Source organism: Vibrio echinoideorum (genome assembly GCF_024347455.1).
Classification (GTDB): domain Bacteria; phylum Pseudomonadota; class Gammaproteobacteria; order Enterobacterales; family Vibrionaceae; genus Vibrio; species Vibrio echinoideorum.
The window spans coordinates 1911734-1929153 of sequence record NZ_AP025484.1 but is presented as its reverse complement, the minus strand read 5'-3'; the positions used below and the strand labels follow the sequence as shown (position 1 = coordinate 1929153).

The 17420-nt window shown below is 46.0% G+C and carries 15 protein-coding genes and 1 pseudogene; 4 read left to right on the top strand and 12 right to left on the bottom strand.

Going from position 1 to position 17420, the window contains the following annotated elements; genetic code table 11:
• Nucleotides 1-41: 41 nt before the first annotated feature.
• Genes OCV36_RS24490 through OCV36_RS24465 form a run of 6 tightly spaced genes read right to left on the bottom strand, consistent with a single transcriptional unit; the run spans nt 42 to nt 5439 of the window.
• Nucleotides 42-701, bottom strand: coding sequence for an HAD family hydrolase (locus tag OCV36_RS24490; RefSeq protein WP_017075608.1), 660 nt, complete (start codon nt 699-701; stop codon nt 42-44).
• A 1-nt stretch (nt 702) separates the two neighbouring features.
• Nucleotides 703-1722 (bottom strand): ABC transporter ATP-binding protein, encoded by a 1020-nt coding sequence (locus OCV36_RS24485; RefSeq protein ID WP_135454067.1) that lies wholly within the window; start codon nt 1720-1722, stop codon nt 703-705.
• A complete protein-coding gene (locus OCV36_RS24480) occupies nt 1722-2507 on the bottom strand; it encodes an ABC transporter permease (protein WP_004732591.1) in 786 nt (261 codons plus the stop codon). The genes OCV36_RS24485 and OCV36_RS24480 overlap by 1 nt, the downstream gene beginning before the upstream one ends.
• Nucleotides 2507-3400 carry an ABC transporter permease gene (locus OCV36_RS24475; protein ID WP_065206520.1) on the bottom strand — a complete coding sequence of 298 codons (894 nt, stop codon included), beginning with the start codon at nt 3398-3400 and terminating at the stop codon, nt 2507-2509. The genes OCV36_RS24480 and OCV36_RS24475 overlap by 1 nt, the downstream gene beginning before the upstream one ends.
• A complete protein-coding gene (locus OCV36_RS24470) occupies nt 3397-4302 on the bottom strand; it encodes an alkaline phosphatase family protein (protein WP_135454069.1) in 906 nt (301 codons plus the stop codon). The genes OCV36_RS24475 and OCV36_RS24470 overlap by 4 nt, the downstream gene beginning before the upstream one ends.
• A gap of 33 nt (nt 4303-4335) precedes the next feature.
• Complete coding sequence (locus OCV36_RS24465; protein WP_017075612.1) at nt 4336-5439, bottom strand: ABC transporter substrate-binding protein; 1104 nt, start codon at nt 5437-5439, stop codon at nt 4336-4338.
• Nucleotides 5440-5650: 211 nt separating this feature from the next.
• On the opposite strand from OCV36_RS24465, the gene OCV36_RS24460 reads away from it, so the two are divergent.
• Nucleotides 5651-6379, top strand: coding sequence for a UTRA domain-containing protein (locus OCV36_RS24460; protein WP_135454071.1), 729 nt, complete (start codon nt 5651-5653; stop codon nt 6377-6379).
• A 103-nt stretch (nt 6380-6482) separates the two neighbouring features.
• On the opposite strand, the gene OCV36_RS24455 is transcribed toward OCV36_RS24460, so the two are convergent.
• From OCV36_RS24455 to OCV36_RS24440, 4 genes are all read right to left on the bottom strand, one after another.
• Nucleotides 6483-7337, bottom strand: coding sequence for an amino acid ABC transporter ATP-binding protein (locus tag OCV36_RS24455; protein WP_135454073.1), 855 nt, complete (start codon nt 7335-7337; stop codon nt 6483-6485).
• Nucleotides 7330-7995 carry an amino acid ABC transporter permease gene (locus tag OCV36_RS24450; RefSeq protein ID WP_135454075.1) on the bottom strand — a complete coding sequence of 222 codons (666 nt, stop codon included), beginning with the start codon at nt 7993-7995 and terminating at the stop codon, nt 7330-7332. The genes OCV36_RS24455 and OCV36_RS24450 overlap by 8 nt, the downstream gene beginning before the upstream one ends.
• 205 nt (nt 7996-8200) lie before the next feature.
• Nucleotides 8201-8842: an amino acid ABC transporter permease gene (locus OCV36_RS24445; protein WP_135454077.1), complete on the bottom strand. Its 642-nt coding sequence runs from the start codon at nt 8840-8842 to the stop codon at nt 8201-8203.
• Nucleotides 8843-8974: 132 nt separating this feature from the next.
• The gene (locus tag OCV36_RS24440; protein ID WP_135454079.1) at nt 8975-9841 is read right to left on the bottom strand and encodes a transporter substrate-binding domain-containing protein; all 867 of its coding nucleotides are present in this window, start codon (nt 9839-9841) and stop codon (nt 8975-8977) included.
• 239 nt (nt 9842-10080) lie between these two features.
• On the opposite strand from OCV36_RS24440, the pseudogene pdxR reads away from it, so the two are divergent.
• Nucleotides 10081-11595, top strand: a pseudogene (gene pdxR / locus OCV36_RS24435) (MocR-like pyridoxine biosynthesis transcription factor PdxR).
• A gap of 187 nt (nt 11596-11782) precedes the next feature.
• Here the strand turns inward: pdxR and OCV36_RS24430 are convergent.
• Nucleotides 11783-13099: an aspartate aminotransferase family protein gene (locus OCV36_RS24430; RefSeq protein WP_135454081.1), complete on the bottom strand. Its 1317-nt coding sequence runs from the start codon at nt 13097-13099 to the stop codon at nt 11783-11785.
• Nucleotides 13100-13459: 360 nt separating this feature from the next.
• On the opposite strand from OCV36_RS24430, the gene OCV36_RS24425 reads away from it, so the two are divergent.
• Both OCV36_RS24425 and OCV36_RS24420 read left to right on the top strand, forming a co-directional pair.
• Nucleotides 13460-14155 (top strand): sulfite exporter TauE/SafE family protein, encoded by a 696-nt coding sequence (locus OCV36_RS24425; RefSeq protein ID WP_135454456.1) that lies wholly within the window; start codon nt 13460-13462, stop codon nt 14153-14155.
• A 12-nt stretch (nt 14156-14167) separates the two neighbouring features.
• Entirely contained in the window at nt 14168-14920 is a 753-nt protein-coding gene (locus OCV36_RS24420) for an SDR family NAD(P)-dependent oxidoreductase (protein ID WP_135454083.1), read from the top strand.
• Between the two features lie 92 nt (nt 14921-15012).
• Here OCV36_RS24420 and OCV36_RS24415 read toward each other — a convergent pair whose 3' ends face one another.
• Entirely contained in the window at nt 15013-17418 is a 2406-nt protein-coding gene (locus tag OCV36_RS24415; protein WP_135454085.1) for a response regulator, read from the bottom strand.
• Nucleotides 17419-17420: the final 2 nt, after the last annotated feature.

Below are 17420 nucleotides of genomic sequence, written 5' to 3'. Positions count from 1 at the left end.
TTTCGTTCTAAAGCGAACATAACTCAAAGATGGGATCAGCGTTAATCCCAGTCGACAATCGACCAATTCGGTTGATCGGCTATTGCTTTTAAACGCGGACACGGATTCACCAGATAGGCAAAATCAGCGTGTTCACACAAAGGTAAGTCATTGATTGAATCGGTATAAAAGTGGATGTCTGAGTAATTGGTTTCTTGCTTATCTAACCACTCTTTTAAGCGAGTCACTTTACCTTCTCGGTAACTTGGCACACCTAAGATTTCAGACGTAAAACGACCTTGGCTTTCTACTAAGTCGATACCGAGTGCATTCTCGATACCCACCTTACGACCCACGGCTTCTACTAAGAAAGTCACGCTAGCAGAGATGATCAACATATCGATGTTGTCGCGATCTAGCTGCTCAATCAAGGGTTTCGACTGCTTGAACTGTCTAGGCAAAATATAGTGCTCGACACACTCTTCGACCAATGCTGTAACTTGCTCTGTTGGCATATCGGCTAAAGGCTGCATGGAGAATGTTAGGTAATCTTCCATGTTCAGTTTACCTTCCGAATACAGGCCCATTAAGCGCTTATCTTCTTCGATAAAGTTAGGCGCTGTGGCAATGCCCTTTTCAACCAAGAACTCATTCCAAAGCATCGCTGCGTCAGCATTGATCAGGGTTTCATCCATATCAAATACATACAAAGGTTTGAACATCTTAGGCTCTCACGGGTTGAATTTCGTTAAGGTTAAACAGGAGTTCAAGTTGGCTGCCATTGGCCAACAGTCGTTCAGAGGAACGGTTAAGTAGGTCGACCGTTAATTCGCACTCATCAACGTCCACTTGGTAGCGAATCACGTTACCCAGCAGCTGGTGGTTGCGAATAGTGCCCGTTTTCGGCGCAGAGATATGTTCGCCATATTGTCGGCCTTGCTCTTTCACATAGATAGACTCAGGACGAATCGCCACTTTCCATTCGGTTTCAATATTGAATAGTTGTTTGGCTTTGTTCGCTTGCACCAGATTGTAGTGCCCCATGAACCCCGCCACGAATTCATTGGCAGGTTGAGTGTAGATCTCTTCGGGTGTGCCGGCTTGCACGATCTCGCCTTTATTCATCAAGAAGATACGGTCAGACATGATCATCGCCTCTTCTTGATCGTGGGTCACGAAGATCGTGGTCAGGTTCATCTCTTTTTGAATATCTCGGATCTGTTGGCGTAGGTGTTTGCGGATCTTCGCATCCAACGCTGAAAGCGGCTCATCCAACAACAAAATACGCGGTTTGACCACCAAGGCTCTTGCCAAAGCCACACGCTGACGCTGACCGCCTGATAGCTGATGCGGGTAGAACTTCTCTTTGCCCGTTAAATCCACCAGCCCAATCACTTTCGCGACTTCGCGCTTAATCTCGTCAGCAGCAAGCTTTTTCATCTTGAGGCCAAACGCAATGTTGCCTTCAACCGTCATGTTCGGGAACAGCGCATAAGATTGAAACACCATGCCGATGCCTCGTTGTTGCGGGACTTGGTGAGTAATCTCTTCGCCGTTAACCCAGATCTCGCCACCATCCACAGGATTTAAGCCCGCCAAACTGCGCAGCAGCGTTGATTTACCGCAGCCACTCGGGCCAAGCAGAGTAATGAACTCACCCTTATCGATGGAAAATTCAATGTCTTCAAACACCGTATTATCACCAAAGCGCTTGGTGAGGTTTTTCGCATTTACATAACTCATTATTTGGTTCCCTGGCTGAAACGACTTGCCAACCAAGTCAGTAAGAAAATAAACAGGAAGTACGTCATCACAAGGGCTGACGTAAAGTGACCACTGGTTTGACGCATGTTGTATAGGTAAATTTGCAGTGTCTCATAGCGTGTTCCTACTAAAATGTTGGCGAACACGAACTCGCCCAATAGGAACGAGAACGACAAGAACAGTGACGCCATTAAGCCTTTCTTAAGGTTTGGCAGAATAATCAACAAGAATGCCTTGGTGGTGCTTGCACCTAATAGGTGTGCTGCGTCCATCAAGTCATGCAAGTTAATCGCTTCAAAGCTGTTGGCAATCGCGCGATACATGAATGGCAGCGCGATGGTGAAATAGGTGCCAATCAAAATCCACGGCGTGCCTATCAGTGAGATTTCGCTGTCTGCATACAATTGAAGTAAACCAACCGATGACACCACAGGCGGCACCGCGAACGGCAGTAAGATAAGGATATTCATTACCTTGTCGAGCTTCGGGAAATAGTAAAACACCACGAAAATTGCAGGTAGAACCAACACCACACTCAATGACAGTGCCGCCACGCAGATAAACAGTGAACGACCAAAGGCTTGCAAGAAGCGAGGATCCGTCAACAGGTTGATGTACCAATCCAACGTGAAGCCATCCGGCAGGATCGTTGCGCCCCATCGAGAAGAGATCGAGTAGATAAAGGTCGCTAAGATCGGGATCATCATGATGCCGACAATCGAATAGACAACCGTTTTGTGAAAGCGAGTATTGACGGTGTTCATTACTTTCTCTTCCCTGCGTAGCTTTTGCTGATCAGCCATTGGTTAATCACGGTAATAAAGGCCAGCATCGCCATCAGAATTACGGAGATTGCTGCGGCTAGGTTAGGCTCTAAGAACAAGTCGCCCGATACCAAGCTCGCGATACGAATCGTAATCACATTGTAGTTGCCCGAGGTTAACGCATACACGCTCGCATACGCGCCAATCGCGTTAGCAATCAAGATGATAAAGGTGCCAAGCAGGGCAGGCGACAACACAGGAAGCGCTATTTTGGTCCAGTATTGCCAGGTTCTCGCGCCAAGTAGTGCCGAGGCCGCTTGCCAGTCATCACTCAAGGCATCGAACGCTGGATAAAGCAACAACACCGCCAATGGGATCTGGAAGTAGATGTAAATCGCCAGCAAGCCCCACTTTCCATACAAGTCAAAATCGCCCAATAGCCCGTACTGCTTTAGCAGCAAGGTGATTGCACCGTTTGTGCCAAGGATGATGATGAAAGCGAAAGACAACGGAACACCAGAAAAATTACTGCTCATGTTGGTGAAGGCAATCACCGCATCGCGGATTTTAGAATCAACACGGCGCAGTGAAGAGACCAACAGAGTCGCAATCGCCAAGCCAACAATGCTCGACCAAATCGACAGCCACAAACTGTTGCCGAAGGCCTGCATCATGAAAGCAGAATCGAAGACTTCGGCGTAGTTTTCGAGAGAGAGCTCGTCGTCATAGAAGAAGCTATTAATCAGCACCCAAACCATAGGTGCCAGTTGGAACAGGTAGAAAAACAGTGCGAAAGGCGCAAGCCACAAAGCGGGCTTGAAGCGTTGAAACAAAGATTTGGTTTTGGGTTTAAGCGCAGCGCCATCGCTCTGCATGATTACAGAACTGCTCATAGGGCCAACAATTCCTGAGTGTAAGATTTATCGTGTTCAAGGTTGAGTAACTGACACACGCTGCCGCAGATGTCGGTCTGTTTCACTGAACATTCTTGGTGTGTGAACTTATCGCCAATCACAAAGAAGGGTACTTCGCGTTCTTCAGGAAAAATGCCACCGTGAGACAAGTCATTGTTCATGCCGTGGTCACTGGTGATGATCACCTGATAGCCATCATCTACCCACTTCTCAAGGTAATTCGACAGGTAGATATCCGCGCCACGAGCACTGTTACGGTACTGGCGAGAATCCAGCCCATACTTGTGCCCCATGTCGTCAATGTTCATTGGGTGAATCAGTAAGAAATCAGGTTGATGAGTGACGCGCAGATGCTCTGCATCCAAGAACAAGGCTTCATCTGGGTAGTGGTCCCAATGGTAGAAACAACCATGTTGGATGTTCATGCTTTCATCGTTGGTGAAACGGTCGCGTACGGCATCAAATGGCGCTCGATTATAAAGCTCGCTCACCCAGTGATAGGCCGCTGCAGCCGTCACTTTGCCTTGCGATTTAGCCAAGCTAAAGATCGACTCGTGATTCGACAAGCGCACGATTTGATTGTTAACGATGCCACTATCAACAGGGCGAACTCCCGTTAAAATGCACTCATACAGTGGGCGTGACATAGATGGCAGTTCACATTGCACAGGATAAAGCGTGGCACGCAGCTTATTTTTTTGCGTGCTCATGTTTTGCAAGTTGCTCTGTTTATTGTGCAAATCGCCTTGGTTGCTTTGCGAATCGCCCTGTTTTGTCTGCATATCACTTAGTTCTAGAAGACCGTTCAGGTAGCCCATGCAATCACGGGCTACCTGATAGTTCAGTCCATCTAGAACAACAAGGATAACCTTATTGCTCATGGTCTATTCTCTATTGCTTGTTTTGAATACGGATTATTGCTGGTGAATCAATACACTTTCTTGCCATTGACGTGGCAGGCGACGTGCTGATTTTTCCCATGCTGAGAAGTCAGTCACTGGGTGAACGTTGCTGTATTCATCGTTTGAGATCAGCTTGTCTTGTACTGATTTAGGCAGCGTAATGTTGCTACGGATTGGACGTGCGTAACCTTCTGCTAGGTTGATTTGGCCTTGGTCGCTAAAGATATATTCACGAGCCAACTTCGCCGCATTCGGGTTTTGCGCGTATTTGTTGATGATGGTGGTGTAACCAGAGATCACCGAACCATCTTGTGGAATACTCACCGTGAAACGCTCACGGTCAATCGTGTCGCGGTAGTTCAGTGCATTGAAGTCCCACATGATTGCCACTTCCACTTCACCTTTTTCAAGGTTCGCGATGCTTGGGTCTGTGTAAGACAGACGGCCTTGCTTCGCTAGCTCGCCAAAGAATTTAATCGCCGGCTTTAGATTTGACTCGTCACCACCGTTAGCAAACGCAGCCGCTAGAATCGCGTTGTTTGCTTGCGCTGCTACGCCAACATCGCCCACTGTTACTTTGTAGTCACCTTCTAGTAGATCACTCCAAGTTTTCGGCGCATCTTCAACAAGGTTATTGTTTGAGATGAACGAGATAGTACCGGTGTAAGCCAGAGCCCAGTGACCATCTTTGTCTTTCGCCCAGTCTGGAATATCATTCCAAGTGGTTGGTTTGTATGGCTGAGTGACGTTTTTCTTCACTGCCACACGTGCAAATGCGAAACCCACATCACCAATATCAGCGGTTGCGTTTTTCTTCTCTGCTTCAAATTTCGAGATCTCTTGCGCTGAGCTCATGTCAGTATCCTGATGCTTCAAACCGTAGTTTGCTTTCAGGTCTGCCCATGTGCCTTTCCAGTTTGCCCAACTGTCTGGCATACCCACACTGTAAACCGCACCTTCTTTTTGAGCGGCTTTTACCAGTGATTCAAGATCGGCATCCTTTGCCATCGCTGGCATTGAAAGTGTTGCCGTTATTAGCGTCGCACCTATTAGCTTTGTAGGTGAACCCATCAGTTTTCTTGGCGATACAGTTGAACGGCTAAGCAAAGTTTTCATTGTCTCTATCCCTCTGGACTAGATCAGTAAGTTCGTTTTGTATGCTATCGCCGGAGTGTGACGCTTTCGCGCAAGTTATTTGACAGTTAGGATGCATTTGTGTGGCAGTTATATTTCACTTATATGACAGTAAGCCTTTGTTTACTGTCACATTCCTGTTAACTCCGTGGTTTACCTTATTGAGCACACGAACTTATGGACTAGATCAGTAATGAGAACATTGGGTACAGGGCAATCAGGGACACAGCTAGGCAGAATTAAGGCGAGCATCAGAGAACAACTTCAATCTGGCATCTTCACCGAAGGGCAAAAGCTGCCATCCGAAAGAGAGCTCAGCGAGCTATTTTCCACCACACGAATCACACTCAAAGATGCGTTGGTGTCGTTAGAAACTGAAGGCCTCATATACCGAGAAGAGCGCCGAGGTTGGTATGTGTCGCCCGAACGAATTCGCTATAACCCATTGTCGCGTTCTCACTTTCATCAAATGATTCGTGAACAACACCGTATCGCAGAAACCAGACTGCTGAGCACCCGTACAGAGATGGCCGCTGGCGCTTACGCCAAAGCATTAGAAATAGAACAGATCACCCCGATACACGTGATTGAGCGATTGCGATTTATTGATGGCAGAGCGGTACTGTTCGTTGAAAACGTCTTGAAAGCGCCACTGTTTGAAAAGGTGTTGTCAGAAAACCTCACTATGTCGCTGACAGGTATCTACCGAGAAAAATACGGCTACGAGACCCAACGCTCTCGCTTTGATGTGATTCCCACTTCTGCCCCTGCCCATGTCGCCAAGGCATTGAATTTGGCAGAGGGCCAGTCTGTTCTTAAGATCTGCCGAGTGAACTACAAACAAGATGGTGAGTTAATGGACTGCGAACTGGAATACTGGCGACCCGATTCTGTGGTGATCCATATTGATAGCATTGGGTAATGCTGTGCCTGCTTGAGAGAAGAACCCCACACATACAAAAACTCCGACTGATTAGGTCGGAGTTTTTAACGGTCGAGCCTTGAAGTTGTGCAAGCCATCTAGCTCATGAATCGAGCTTAAGGAACTGTCTTACCCTTGATGAATCTGGGTTAGTGAAAAACTTCTCTGGGTTGGATTTTTCAATCAATATACCCTTCTCAAGAAACACCACTTGATCCGACACCTGACGCGCGAATTCCATCTCATGAGTCACCACTACCATGGTGTAACCCTCTTGCGATAGCTTCTTCATTACCAGTAACACCTCTTCGACCAATTCAGGGTCGAGCGCGGAGGTTGGCTCATCAAACAGCAACACATCCGGCTCCATCGCGAGCGCCCTAGCAATAGCGACACGTTGCTTTTGTCCACCCGATAACATACTTGGATAACTCTCTAGCTTGTGAGACATGCCAACCTTATCAAGTTGCTTACGAGCCATCTCCTCTGCGTCAGATTTCGCTATCTTCTTAACATGAACCAGCGCTTCCATCACGTTTTGCAACACGGTGAGATGCGGCCATAAGTTGAAGCTTTGAAATACCATGCCAAGGCGCTCTCTGAGTTTCGCTAACTCTTTGTATTTGAGAGGTTTACCCGTTTCAGAGTTGATCCCAATGCGTTCATCACCCATAAAAATCGTGCCGCGCTCTGGCTGCTCTAGCCAATTCATGCAGCGCAATAACGTCGATTTGCCCGACCCTGACGAACCGAGAATACTGACCACATCGCCTTTGTTGATAGTGAGGTTGATGTCTCGTAATACTTCGATGCCATCAAACTGTTTCGACAAGTTTTCAATGTTGATGATCGTCTCACGCTCTTCCAACAGTGGCTCGCACTCAATCACTTCCAAACTCACTCCCAAAGAGGGGTTAATCGGTGCTTCTGTTTCAATAATCTCTGATTGTTTAAGCATGGCTAAGCCCTCTAAGTTCAACTTTGGTTTGGATTCGTTTGGTGATGGTTTCAAGTGCAATACTCACAGCCCAGTAGAGCGCGATAGCAATGATGAACGCATTCAATGGGATAAAATATGTGGATTGAATACTGTTAGCTGCCGCAGTAATTTCAGCGACCGTAATAATGCTGAGAAATGCGGTGTCTTTTAAGCAGATGATGAGTTGGTTAGTGATCAGAGGAACCGACTTGAACAAGACATTAGGAGCAATAACTCGGGTGAAGGTTTTCAGCTTAGAAAAGCCATAAGCGTGCGCTGCTTCGATGTAACCAGGCTCTAAACCTTTACGCACACCGCGGAAAATCTCACAGAAATACGTACCATGATAGAGACTGAGCGCTATGATTCCCGCTGTCACTGCGTCCAATCGAATACCAACCTGAGGCAAACCGTAATAGAGCAGGTAGGCTAAGATCAGAAACGGTAAAGTACGCATCATGCCGATCAAACTGTTGATGGTGTACTTAACACCGAGTCTCGAGTTTTCGAGACAGTACAACAAACCAATACCTATGACGAAACTCAAGATTGAAGACGAGACAAAAAGATAAAACGTGGTCACAAAACCAGAAGCAAACAGCTCTTTTTGTTGCCAGATAATATTCCATTCTTCCATATTTACTCCTTAAATTTACCTACGAGACAACACTTCAATACGCAGATAAATCGTGTTTCTGACCAAATAGTCGCCATTGAACAAGCAGTAGTCTCGGATCAAGCAGTACTCACGGTTCAAGTAGTGATAGCGACTCAACCTTTACCGCTTCAGACGATGAATGATTCAAACAATGACGGCGGAAACTGATTACTGCTGCGACTGATTACGGCTGAAGATAGTTGGCTCTGTTCTCAGCCACAGATTGCAATTTCACCAATACCCCGATGATCAACATGTACAAGACACCCGCACACAAAATTGGTCCCAAAGGCTCATAGGTCACAGCTGAAATTCGATTCGTTACTCGGGTTAAATCAACAATACCAATCACCGCGATGGCAGGGCTGCCTTTGATTAAGAACGACATCTCATTGACCAGTGCAGGTAGGCTCATGATCACCATTTGTGGGAACATGATTCGGCGAAAATAAGTCAGCCGCCTCATGCCAATAGCCTCGGCTGCTTCCATTTGCCCTTTTGAAAAGTTGAGAAAGGCATTGCGCCAAATTTCCGCATTAAATGCTGAGGTGTTGAGTGTGAGCGCTAAAATGGCAGAAACGTGTTTGTCTAAATTGATGCCAAATGAGGGAAACGAAAGAAAGATAAATAGAGCCAAAGTCACCAGAGGTGTTGCTCGTGCCCAACTGACATAGATGCCCAACATTTGATCGACAAACGGGATTTTCATCATTCGAATTAAGGCAATCGCTAGCCCGATCACCACACCCAATACAATCGAGACTGCCGATATCCATGTTGTAGCCCACGCGCCCCGTAGCAGCTGTTCCCAAGCGTAATAATCCATAAACGACCTCTTTAAAAAGCGACTTCTTGCAATAGGCTTTTGCGCGAATGACAAATGGGTTAAATCGCTCTGACCCTTTTGTCATCGGCACAAACAGCGGTTAACTGTTTGTGCCAGCACGTGCTTACTGATCTACTGGACCGCTGTTAGCTTGTGATACTGATCTACTGAAGTGATGGCTTCCGAAGGAAGATGCTCGAACGATTCACCGAACCACTTCTTCTGCAGCTCTGCCATTTTCCCTGTTTGCTCTAGGTGAATGAAAAACTCAGTGAGATAAGCCAACAGCTCAGGACTCTCTTTTGGAACAGGCCAGCTTACGAAGCCAGGGCCAGATACCGCCTCACCTTTTTTAAAGAAGTTAGACTTAGATTTCACCACCTCATTAACCGAAACCACACTATTGATGACGTAGTCGATTCGGCCAATAGCTAAATCTGAATACGCTTCTGGGTACGATTGGTACTGAACGACCTTACCTAAAGATTTACCCTGTGCTTCGAGCATTTCTTCAAGCTCTGGCAGTCGTTCTAACAAAGCACTACCCGCTTGCAAGCCAACAGTTTTACCGTCTAGATCCGTCACCGTATTGATGTCGTCAGCATCCGCTCTGGTTAAGAAATAGTGCTGTGCTGAAGCGATAGGCGGCGTAAAGTCAAACACCTTCAATCGGGCGTCTGTCACGATTGCGCCCGTTAGCGCCACATCGTACTGACCCGCAGATACCGAGGCGAGCAACCCTGTCCAAGGTAAAATCTCTTGTTCAATATCGAACTTTGAATATTCACGCAGCTCATCAAGTAGATCTTTATTGATCCCCGCAGGCTTGCCTCGGTCAATGTAGTTGAATGGTGAGTAGTTATCTTCTGTCGCCACTTTCATAAAGCCTTGCTTTTCGATGGCTGAAAGTTCTGATGCTTGTGCAACACCAAAACAACCCAGCACGACGGTTGCAGCCGCTGTTGAAACCCATGCCTTCATCGTCATTCCATGTCTCATGTGCTTTCCTTATCGAGATTATTTGCCTGCCTTTACTTTATGAACGGAATGCATCTAAGACGTAGAGCCAATTTAATTTTCAGATTGGGACAGAGCCATTTTCATATAAGAGACAGAGCAATTTTCGGGTTCGAGACAGAGTAAAAAATCACCGTTGATAGTTGATATAAATTCTGGCTCATTTCTTGCTCTTTTATACAGATTGGACTGAGGTTCATTGAGAATAAGGACTGTATCTCATGGCGATAAATCACAATTGTTTCATCGAGTTTGATTCCAAAAGAAGCCTGCAAGAACAAGTACGTAGCTATTTGGTGACAGCGATATTGAATGGTATTTTTCCGGCTGAACAAGCGCTCCCATCTTGTCGTAAGCTCTCTAGCCAATTAGGTGTTTCACGCAATACTGTGTCCTTGGTGTACGACAGTTTACTCGACGATGGCTACCTGATAAGTAAACCTCGCAGTGGTTATTACTTATCAAAAAAGTATCAAAATCCGAGCGATGAAATTGACTCTAGCTTGGATCATTTTGAATCAACAGACAGCAACAATGCACCGGATTGGAGCAAACGAGTGAAGCTGCAATTAAGTCAATACCCACGAATAGTCAAACCGTCGCACTGGAGTTGCTATCAATACCCGTTTATTTTTGGCCAGCCTTCAATCAATGACTTTCCATTGGCTCAATGGCGAGAAGCGACAAGAAAAGTGACCTCAGATCCTCATGACCACCGCTGGCTGTGCGACAAAGTAGATAAAGACGTCGATATGCTGGTGGAACAAATACGTACACGGGTGCTACCACAACGAGGCATCCACGCTCAAAGTGATGAAATCCTAATTACGTTGGGCTCACAGAATGCGCTCTATCTGCTTTCAACTTTACTGATGAATGATCAAAGCCGAGTCGGCGTCGAGAACCCCGGCTATAAAGAAGCAAACCACATTTTTAATCTCTCAGGTGCGCAGTTACACCCTCATCAAGTAGATGAGCAGGGGTTAAAACTCAATGAACACTCATAGCTGTGTGACCATTTCTACGTCACTCCGAGCCATCAGGCGCCAACTGGGGTTACCATGAGTGACGAACGTCGAACTCAGTTGCTTGAGATAGCAAAGGCCAATGATGCCATCATTATCGAAGATGACTACGATGCCGAGTGCAATGTTGAGTGGAATCCAAAACCGGCACTTAAAGCTAATGATAAAGATGGCCGAGTCATTTACGTCAGCAGCTTTTCCAAACTATTGGCACCCGGCTTGAGATTAGGCTACATCGTGGCACCCGAAGAGCTGATTTATGACTTAAGAATCTTGCGCCGATTAATGTATCGACATGCACCAAGCCGTATTCAAATGGAAGTGGCACATTTTATTGAACAAGGCTATTACGACAGCTTTGTGAGGCGCTTCAGAGAGAACACGCGTCAACGTTGGAAGCTGCTCAATGATGCCGTCTTAAAGTATTTACCTGATTGCAAACGACTCGCACAAAGCGAGCAAGCCAACTCATTATGGCTACAAACACCGAGCCACATTAATAGCCAGCGACTGGCTTCACGAGCCGCACAGAAAGGGATACTGATTGAAACCGGGTATTCACACTTTATGACTAATACCGAAACGGAATCGGACTGTGAATCATTGTCAGAATATGATCCCAACTCTTATTTCCGATTAGGATTTCACGCCATCGATAAAGATCTGATCGCTCCCGGCATTAAAGAGCTGTCTGAGGTAATGAAGATTTAGCATCACTTGGGCTGTTTTACCGACGCTCTCCATGAGCATGAATTAAAAAGATAATGACGTAAAAAAGAGCATCAATTGATGCTCTTTTTAAGACCGACATAACAATCTAAAAGCCAGACGCTTAAACAAGAATGGGGAGTCCTTATCAAAGTGCCTTGGTTTCTTTATTGGTTATCTGGTTGAAGAATTAAGATGCAAGCTCACACAAAACATCATCAATGATCTTAACGCCTTTCTTTATCTCGCTTGGTTGGATAACCAAAGGAGGAGTTACATGAATACGATTATTAACAATAAAGGTTAGCAGGCCTCGTTTCGTTAGCTCCGCTTTCAATTGACCCATTTTCTCATTGCTCAATGGCGTTTTACTTTCTCGATCTTCGACCAATTCAACCGCCCAGAACATCCCTTTACCGCGCACATCACCAATCATAGGATGCAGCTCTTGAAGGCTGAGCAGAAGCGGCCCAAGAACGCTATTTCCGATATTATCTGCATGCGTAACAATGCCCTCTTGATCCATCACATCGAGCGTTGCAACGATCGAAGCCATCGCTAGAGGGTGACCAGAATACGTTAAGCCACCCATAAAGAAGTTCGACTTAAAGTACTCAACGATCGGTTCGCTGACCACCACACCACCAGCCGGAACATAACCAGAGTTAACCCCTTTAGCGAAAGTAATAAGATCCGGCACGACATTAAAGTGCTCAAACGCAAACCACTTACCCGTTCGACCAAAACCGACCATGACTTCATCAAAGATCAATTGAATACCGTATTTAGTTGCAAGCTCACGCACGCCAATAAGGTAGCCTTTCGGTGGAATTAGGAAACCCGCCGTTCCCGGAATCGTCTCTAGAATAATCGCCGCAATCGCTGTTGGCCCTTCGCATTCAATCACTCGCTCTAAATGCTGTAGGGCACGCTCACTCTCTTCTGCCTCAGTCGCCGCGTTGAATTCGCTTCGATAGAGAAATGGATTGAAGAAGTGAACGTGCCCACGGCTATACTCGTTTGGAATACGGCGAAAATCGCCCGTCGCCGCAATCGCTGTACCGGTATTTCCGTGGTAAGAGCGATAAGCAGAAAGCACCTTATCGCGTCCTGTGAACTGTCTTGCCATACGAATTGCATTTTCGTTGGCATCTGCGCCTGCGTTGGTAAAGAACACCTTCTTAAACTTGCTTGGTGCTTTAGACAAAATACGTTTAGCGGCCAAACCACGAGTGAGGTTTGCTGTCGCAGGGGCAACGGTCACCAATGAATCAGCCTGATCTTTAATGGCTTTAATCACTTGTGGATGCTGATGACCAATGTTGGTGTTAACCAATTGGCTACTAAAATCAAGGTATTCCTTACCTTCGTAGTCCCACATTTTGCATCCTTGCCCACCAGCGATAGCGATAGGTTCTGCCGCTTCTTGAATCGACCAAGAATGAAATACGCTCTTGTCGAGGTCGATAATATCTTGGTTTACAAGCTGTTCTGTTGATACTTCCATTTCATCGTCTCCATAAACAAAACTAGATTCACAACCCTCTCGCTTCAGTCTTTCTCGTCTATCAAAGCGCGAAATACGAGATTGAAAAGGCTGCGCTATCGGATGGAATAATCTTCGTCCCAAACAGAGCCCAACTCATAGTGTCAGTTTCAACAAAATCTTGGGCCAGTGAATCAGCTCAAACCTCATCCCCGATCCAATCAACAGCCTGACCCAATCCAATCGTCGATCTGGCTCTATTCAAAATTCTTAGGTGTTAATAGATTAAAAGGCAGACGAGACAAGTCTCATCGAACGCTAATTAACGCAGCAGCAATATCAAAAGCAAAGAGGTGAGCAAGAGTGGAAGTGGGATTAGCGATGACATTGATTCTGTTTGCAGGAGTAGTTCGAGGCTATTCAGGGTTTGGGTTTGCGATTATCGCAGCGCTCTCCCTCAGCTTTATCGTTCCATCATTGCAAGCAGTAATCATCGCTATCCTATTGGACTTTTTAAGTACCTTTCCTCTACTCAAGCGAAGTAAAACCACCATCAATATCCGGCTTATTGCGCCGCTGTGTATTGGCATGTTGGTTGCGGTGCCTTTCTCGCTGTATTTCATTAGCACGATATCGGAATCAGGCTTGAAGGCCTTTATCGCGATGATGTCTTTGGTCGCTGGTGCACTGATTATTTTGGATTTTCGCCTGACATGGTTACACCAGCGGCACGCATTTTGGGCAGGAGCTATATCCGGTTTCAGTATGACCGCAGCCTCTTCTGGCGGGCCTCCATTAGTGACGTATTTAATGAATCTCACTATTGAAGCCAAAGAGCAGAGAGCGACCGCCATTGTATTTTTCTTGTTGAGTTCTGCTGTTTCATTAAGCGGATTTATTTGGATAGGTGCATTCGACCAAGACACGTTTACCACAGGCTTATGGTTACTTCCGGCTGCTGTGATTGGCAATTTATTAGGCCAGAAACTGTATACATCAATACCTCACTTGCCTGCAAAAACAACGACCGCGCCGATCCTTATCGGCATGGCACTACTTATGTTAATTTCAAATTAGAAGGATTTACTTATGGATAAGATAGCGTTCATTACAGGGGCGACGTCCGGATTTGGTAAAGCAACGGCAAAACGCTTTGCAGAAGACAATTGGTCGCTCGTATTGTCGGGTCGTCGTATCGAAAGATTGCTCGACTTAAAGGAAGAATTGACGGTGCCTGTACATGTGATTCAACTCGACGTTCGAGACGCAGACGCCGTAAAAAAAGCAGTTGATTCGCTACCCGCTGAGTTTTCATCGATTACAGCGTTAGTTAACAATGCAGGCTTAGCCTTGGCACCGGAAGGCGCACCTGATGTGGATTTAAAAGATTGGCACACTATGATCGACACGAATGTCACTGGATTAGTCAATGTCACGCATGCTCTGCTTCCGAAGTTAATTGAAAGCGGTGCGGGCAGCTCAATCATCAACGTAGGCTCAATTGCTGGGCAATGGCCGTATCCAGGAAGCCATGTATATGGCGCAAGTAAAGCGTTTGTAAAACAGTTTAGTTATAACCTACGCTGCGACCTTCAAGGTACTGGTGTGCGTGTGACTGACCTTTCCCCTGGCATCGCAGAAACAGAATTTACTCTAGTGAGAACTAAGGGTAACCAAATGGCATCAGACAACCTTTACCAAGGTACCACACCACTTTCGGCAGAAGACATCGCAGAGCAGATGTTCTATATCGCAACGCTGCCTGATCACATCAACATCAACCGCGTTGAAGTGATGCCGACTCGCCAAGCATGGTCGCCGTTCGCCATCGACAGAGACTAGTTTCAAACACTCTAAAGCAAAAAAGGTGGTCTATGCTGACCACCTTTTTTATTGCATTTTAACCCAATACTCAGTATTCAAAGTCATTTAACCTAAACAATCTTCTGCTCATTTTTATTCGTGGATTCACTATCTTTAGATAAGAACCCTTCGACAATTTCTCTCAGTTTGCCTTGATTTACCGGCTTGGGTAAAAACTCATCCATACCGACATCAAAACATAAATGCTTATCTCTCTGCACAACGTTGGCTGTCAGCGCAACGATTGGGATGTGTTTTGAAGACCCCTCTTCGAGTACTCGGATCTGCTTCGTCGCTTCGAAACCATCGAGAACAGGCATCTGACAATCCATAAAAATCATCACATAGTCATTGGCTTTAAATTGCTCGACACCAATCTCACCGTTGTCTGCGATGTCGACCTCGAATCCGAGCTTCTTAAGCATCATCTTAGCGACTTGTTGGTTCACTCTAGAATCTTCAACAACCAAGACTTTGCCACTAAATTCAGCTTTGACTGGCTCTGGTTTCGGTTGGTCTTTACTTGAATCTTGTTTATTTGATTCGGCTGCTGTGACAAAGACTGTTGGCTTTGTTGATTCTGGCTCATTGTCCTTGAACGCGACCTCACCTCGATTTGGATAGGTAAAGATTTCAGTATCAGCGGCTCTCGCAAGGACTTCACTGAGCGTCCATTTAAGCTGGTTGTCTTGATAAGGGCGAGCAATGTAGGCAACAAAACCCACTTGTTTAGCTCGAACCTCATCTTGTTTTCGTGGGTCAGCCGATATCATCACCAATTTAGGACACGCTTTACCGAAACGCTCAATCAAGCTTCTTGCTAGCTGGAATCCGTCAACGGTTGGCATCACCTTATCAATCAGTACGAGATCATAAGGCGACGATTTAGCCATCGAATCTGAAACCAGCTCTATCGCTTGGCTTGCTGTCTCGCAACACTCAGAGGCAACACCGAATGACTGTAGCTGTGTTGACGTGATACGCATGTTCAGTTGGCTGTCATCCACCAATAACACCGAGATTTTGTTGAAATCGATGTTGCTTTCATCGGTATCCAAACACGGATCAAAGTCAGCCGTAAAATAGAATGTACTTCCCTTGCCTATGACACTGGTTAGCTCAAGCTTACTGCCCATTAAGGTCACGATCTTATCGCATATCGTTAGACCGAGCCCGGTGCCTCCGTAAATACGAGTGGTGCTACCGTCGGCTTGTTGAAACTTATCGAACACCGATTGTTGCTTGTCTTCTGCAATACCGATACCGCTATCAGCAACCTCGAATCTCACTCTGAGTTTTTGCTCTGGCTCTATCACTTGATCTAAATGAAGCGAGAGCGTGACATGGCCATGCTCGGTAAATTTGATCGCGTTGCCGACTAAATTGTTCAACACTTGTCGTAGTTGAGTGCCGTCGCCAATGACCATAGTTGGGATTTTAGGGTCGATAGCTAATTGGAATCTGAGTCCTTTTTGCTCAGCTTTGACTCTAAAGGTCGACTCAACATCGGCTGCGATGCCCATCATTTTCATCGGTTCTTGTTGCAGTTCTAGACGACCCGCTTCGATCTTCGAGTAGTCAAGAATGTCATTGATTAAATCAAGGAGTGTAAGCGAAGAGGTATTGAGCATATTGACATACTCTTTTTGCTCTTTCGGCATGTCCATTTCAGAAAGCAGAGACGACAACCCGATAATCCCATTCATTGGGGTACGGATCTCGTGGCTCATGTTGGCAAGGAATTCACTCTTGTTGCGGTTAGCAATCTCAGCGACATCTTTGGCTTTTTCCAATTCGAGGTATTGTTGACGAATTCGTTCAATAGACTGGTTATAACTGCTCTCTAGTGTCGATATCTCATCTTGATAAGTACACGCTGTAGGGATAAGAAAGCGTGGCTTGTTGTCATCGACTTGCTGCTCATTGATCTGAGAAGACATGACCATTAACCGCTTAACCACGAGACGATAGACAATGGTTAAACACACCACAGACAGCAAGAAAATTTTCACGGCTTCAAAGGCAAGCAATAAGAGGACTCGTTCTTCGAAATCATTGAGGATCATGCTTAAATCGGACTGCACCGTTAACGTCGCAAGGGGGTAATCTTTACCTCCCATTTGGTGCACCATTTCCCAAGACTGAGAATAAGACTGCCCAGAGGTGAGTTGCCCCAATTCTAAGATTTTTTCATCGGGACTTTCAATAAGCAAGTAGCTCACGGAGGGTAAGCGAGAAATGCCTTCAGCTTGTACGAGTAATTGAGCACGATCTTCAACCCACAAGCTCGCAGTTAAGCCGGAAAGGTATCCTGCTTTAACCTGTTCGATCTGAGAACTGATAAAAGAAACTCGATTTTGGTACTCCACATACAATCCCAGACCTGTCACTATGACTGTGAATAAGGTGCTGATTGCAATGATTGTCCCGATCAATTGTCGAGAGAGTCCAATATAGCGTTTTCCTTTTTTCACCATAC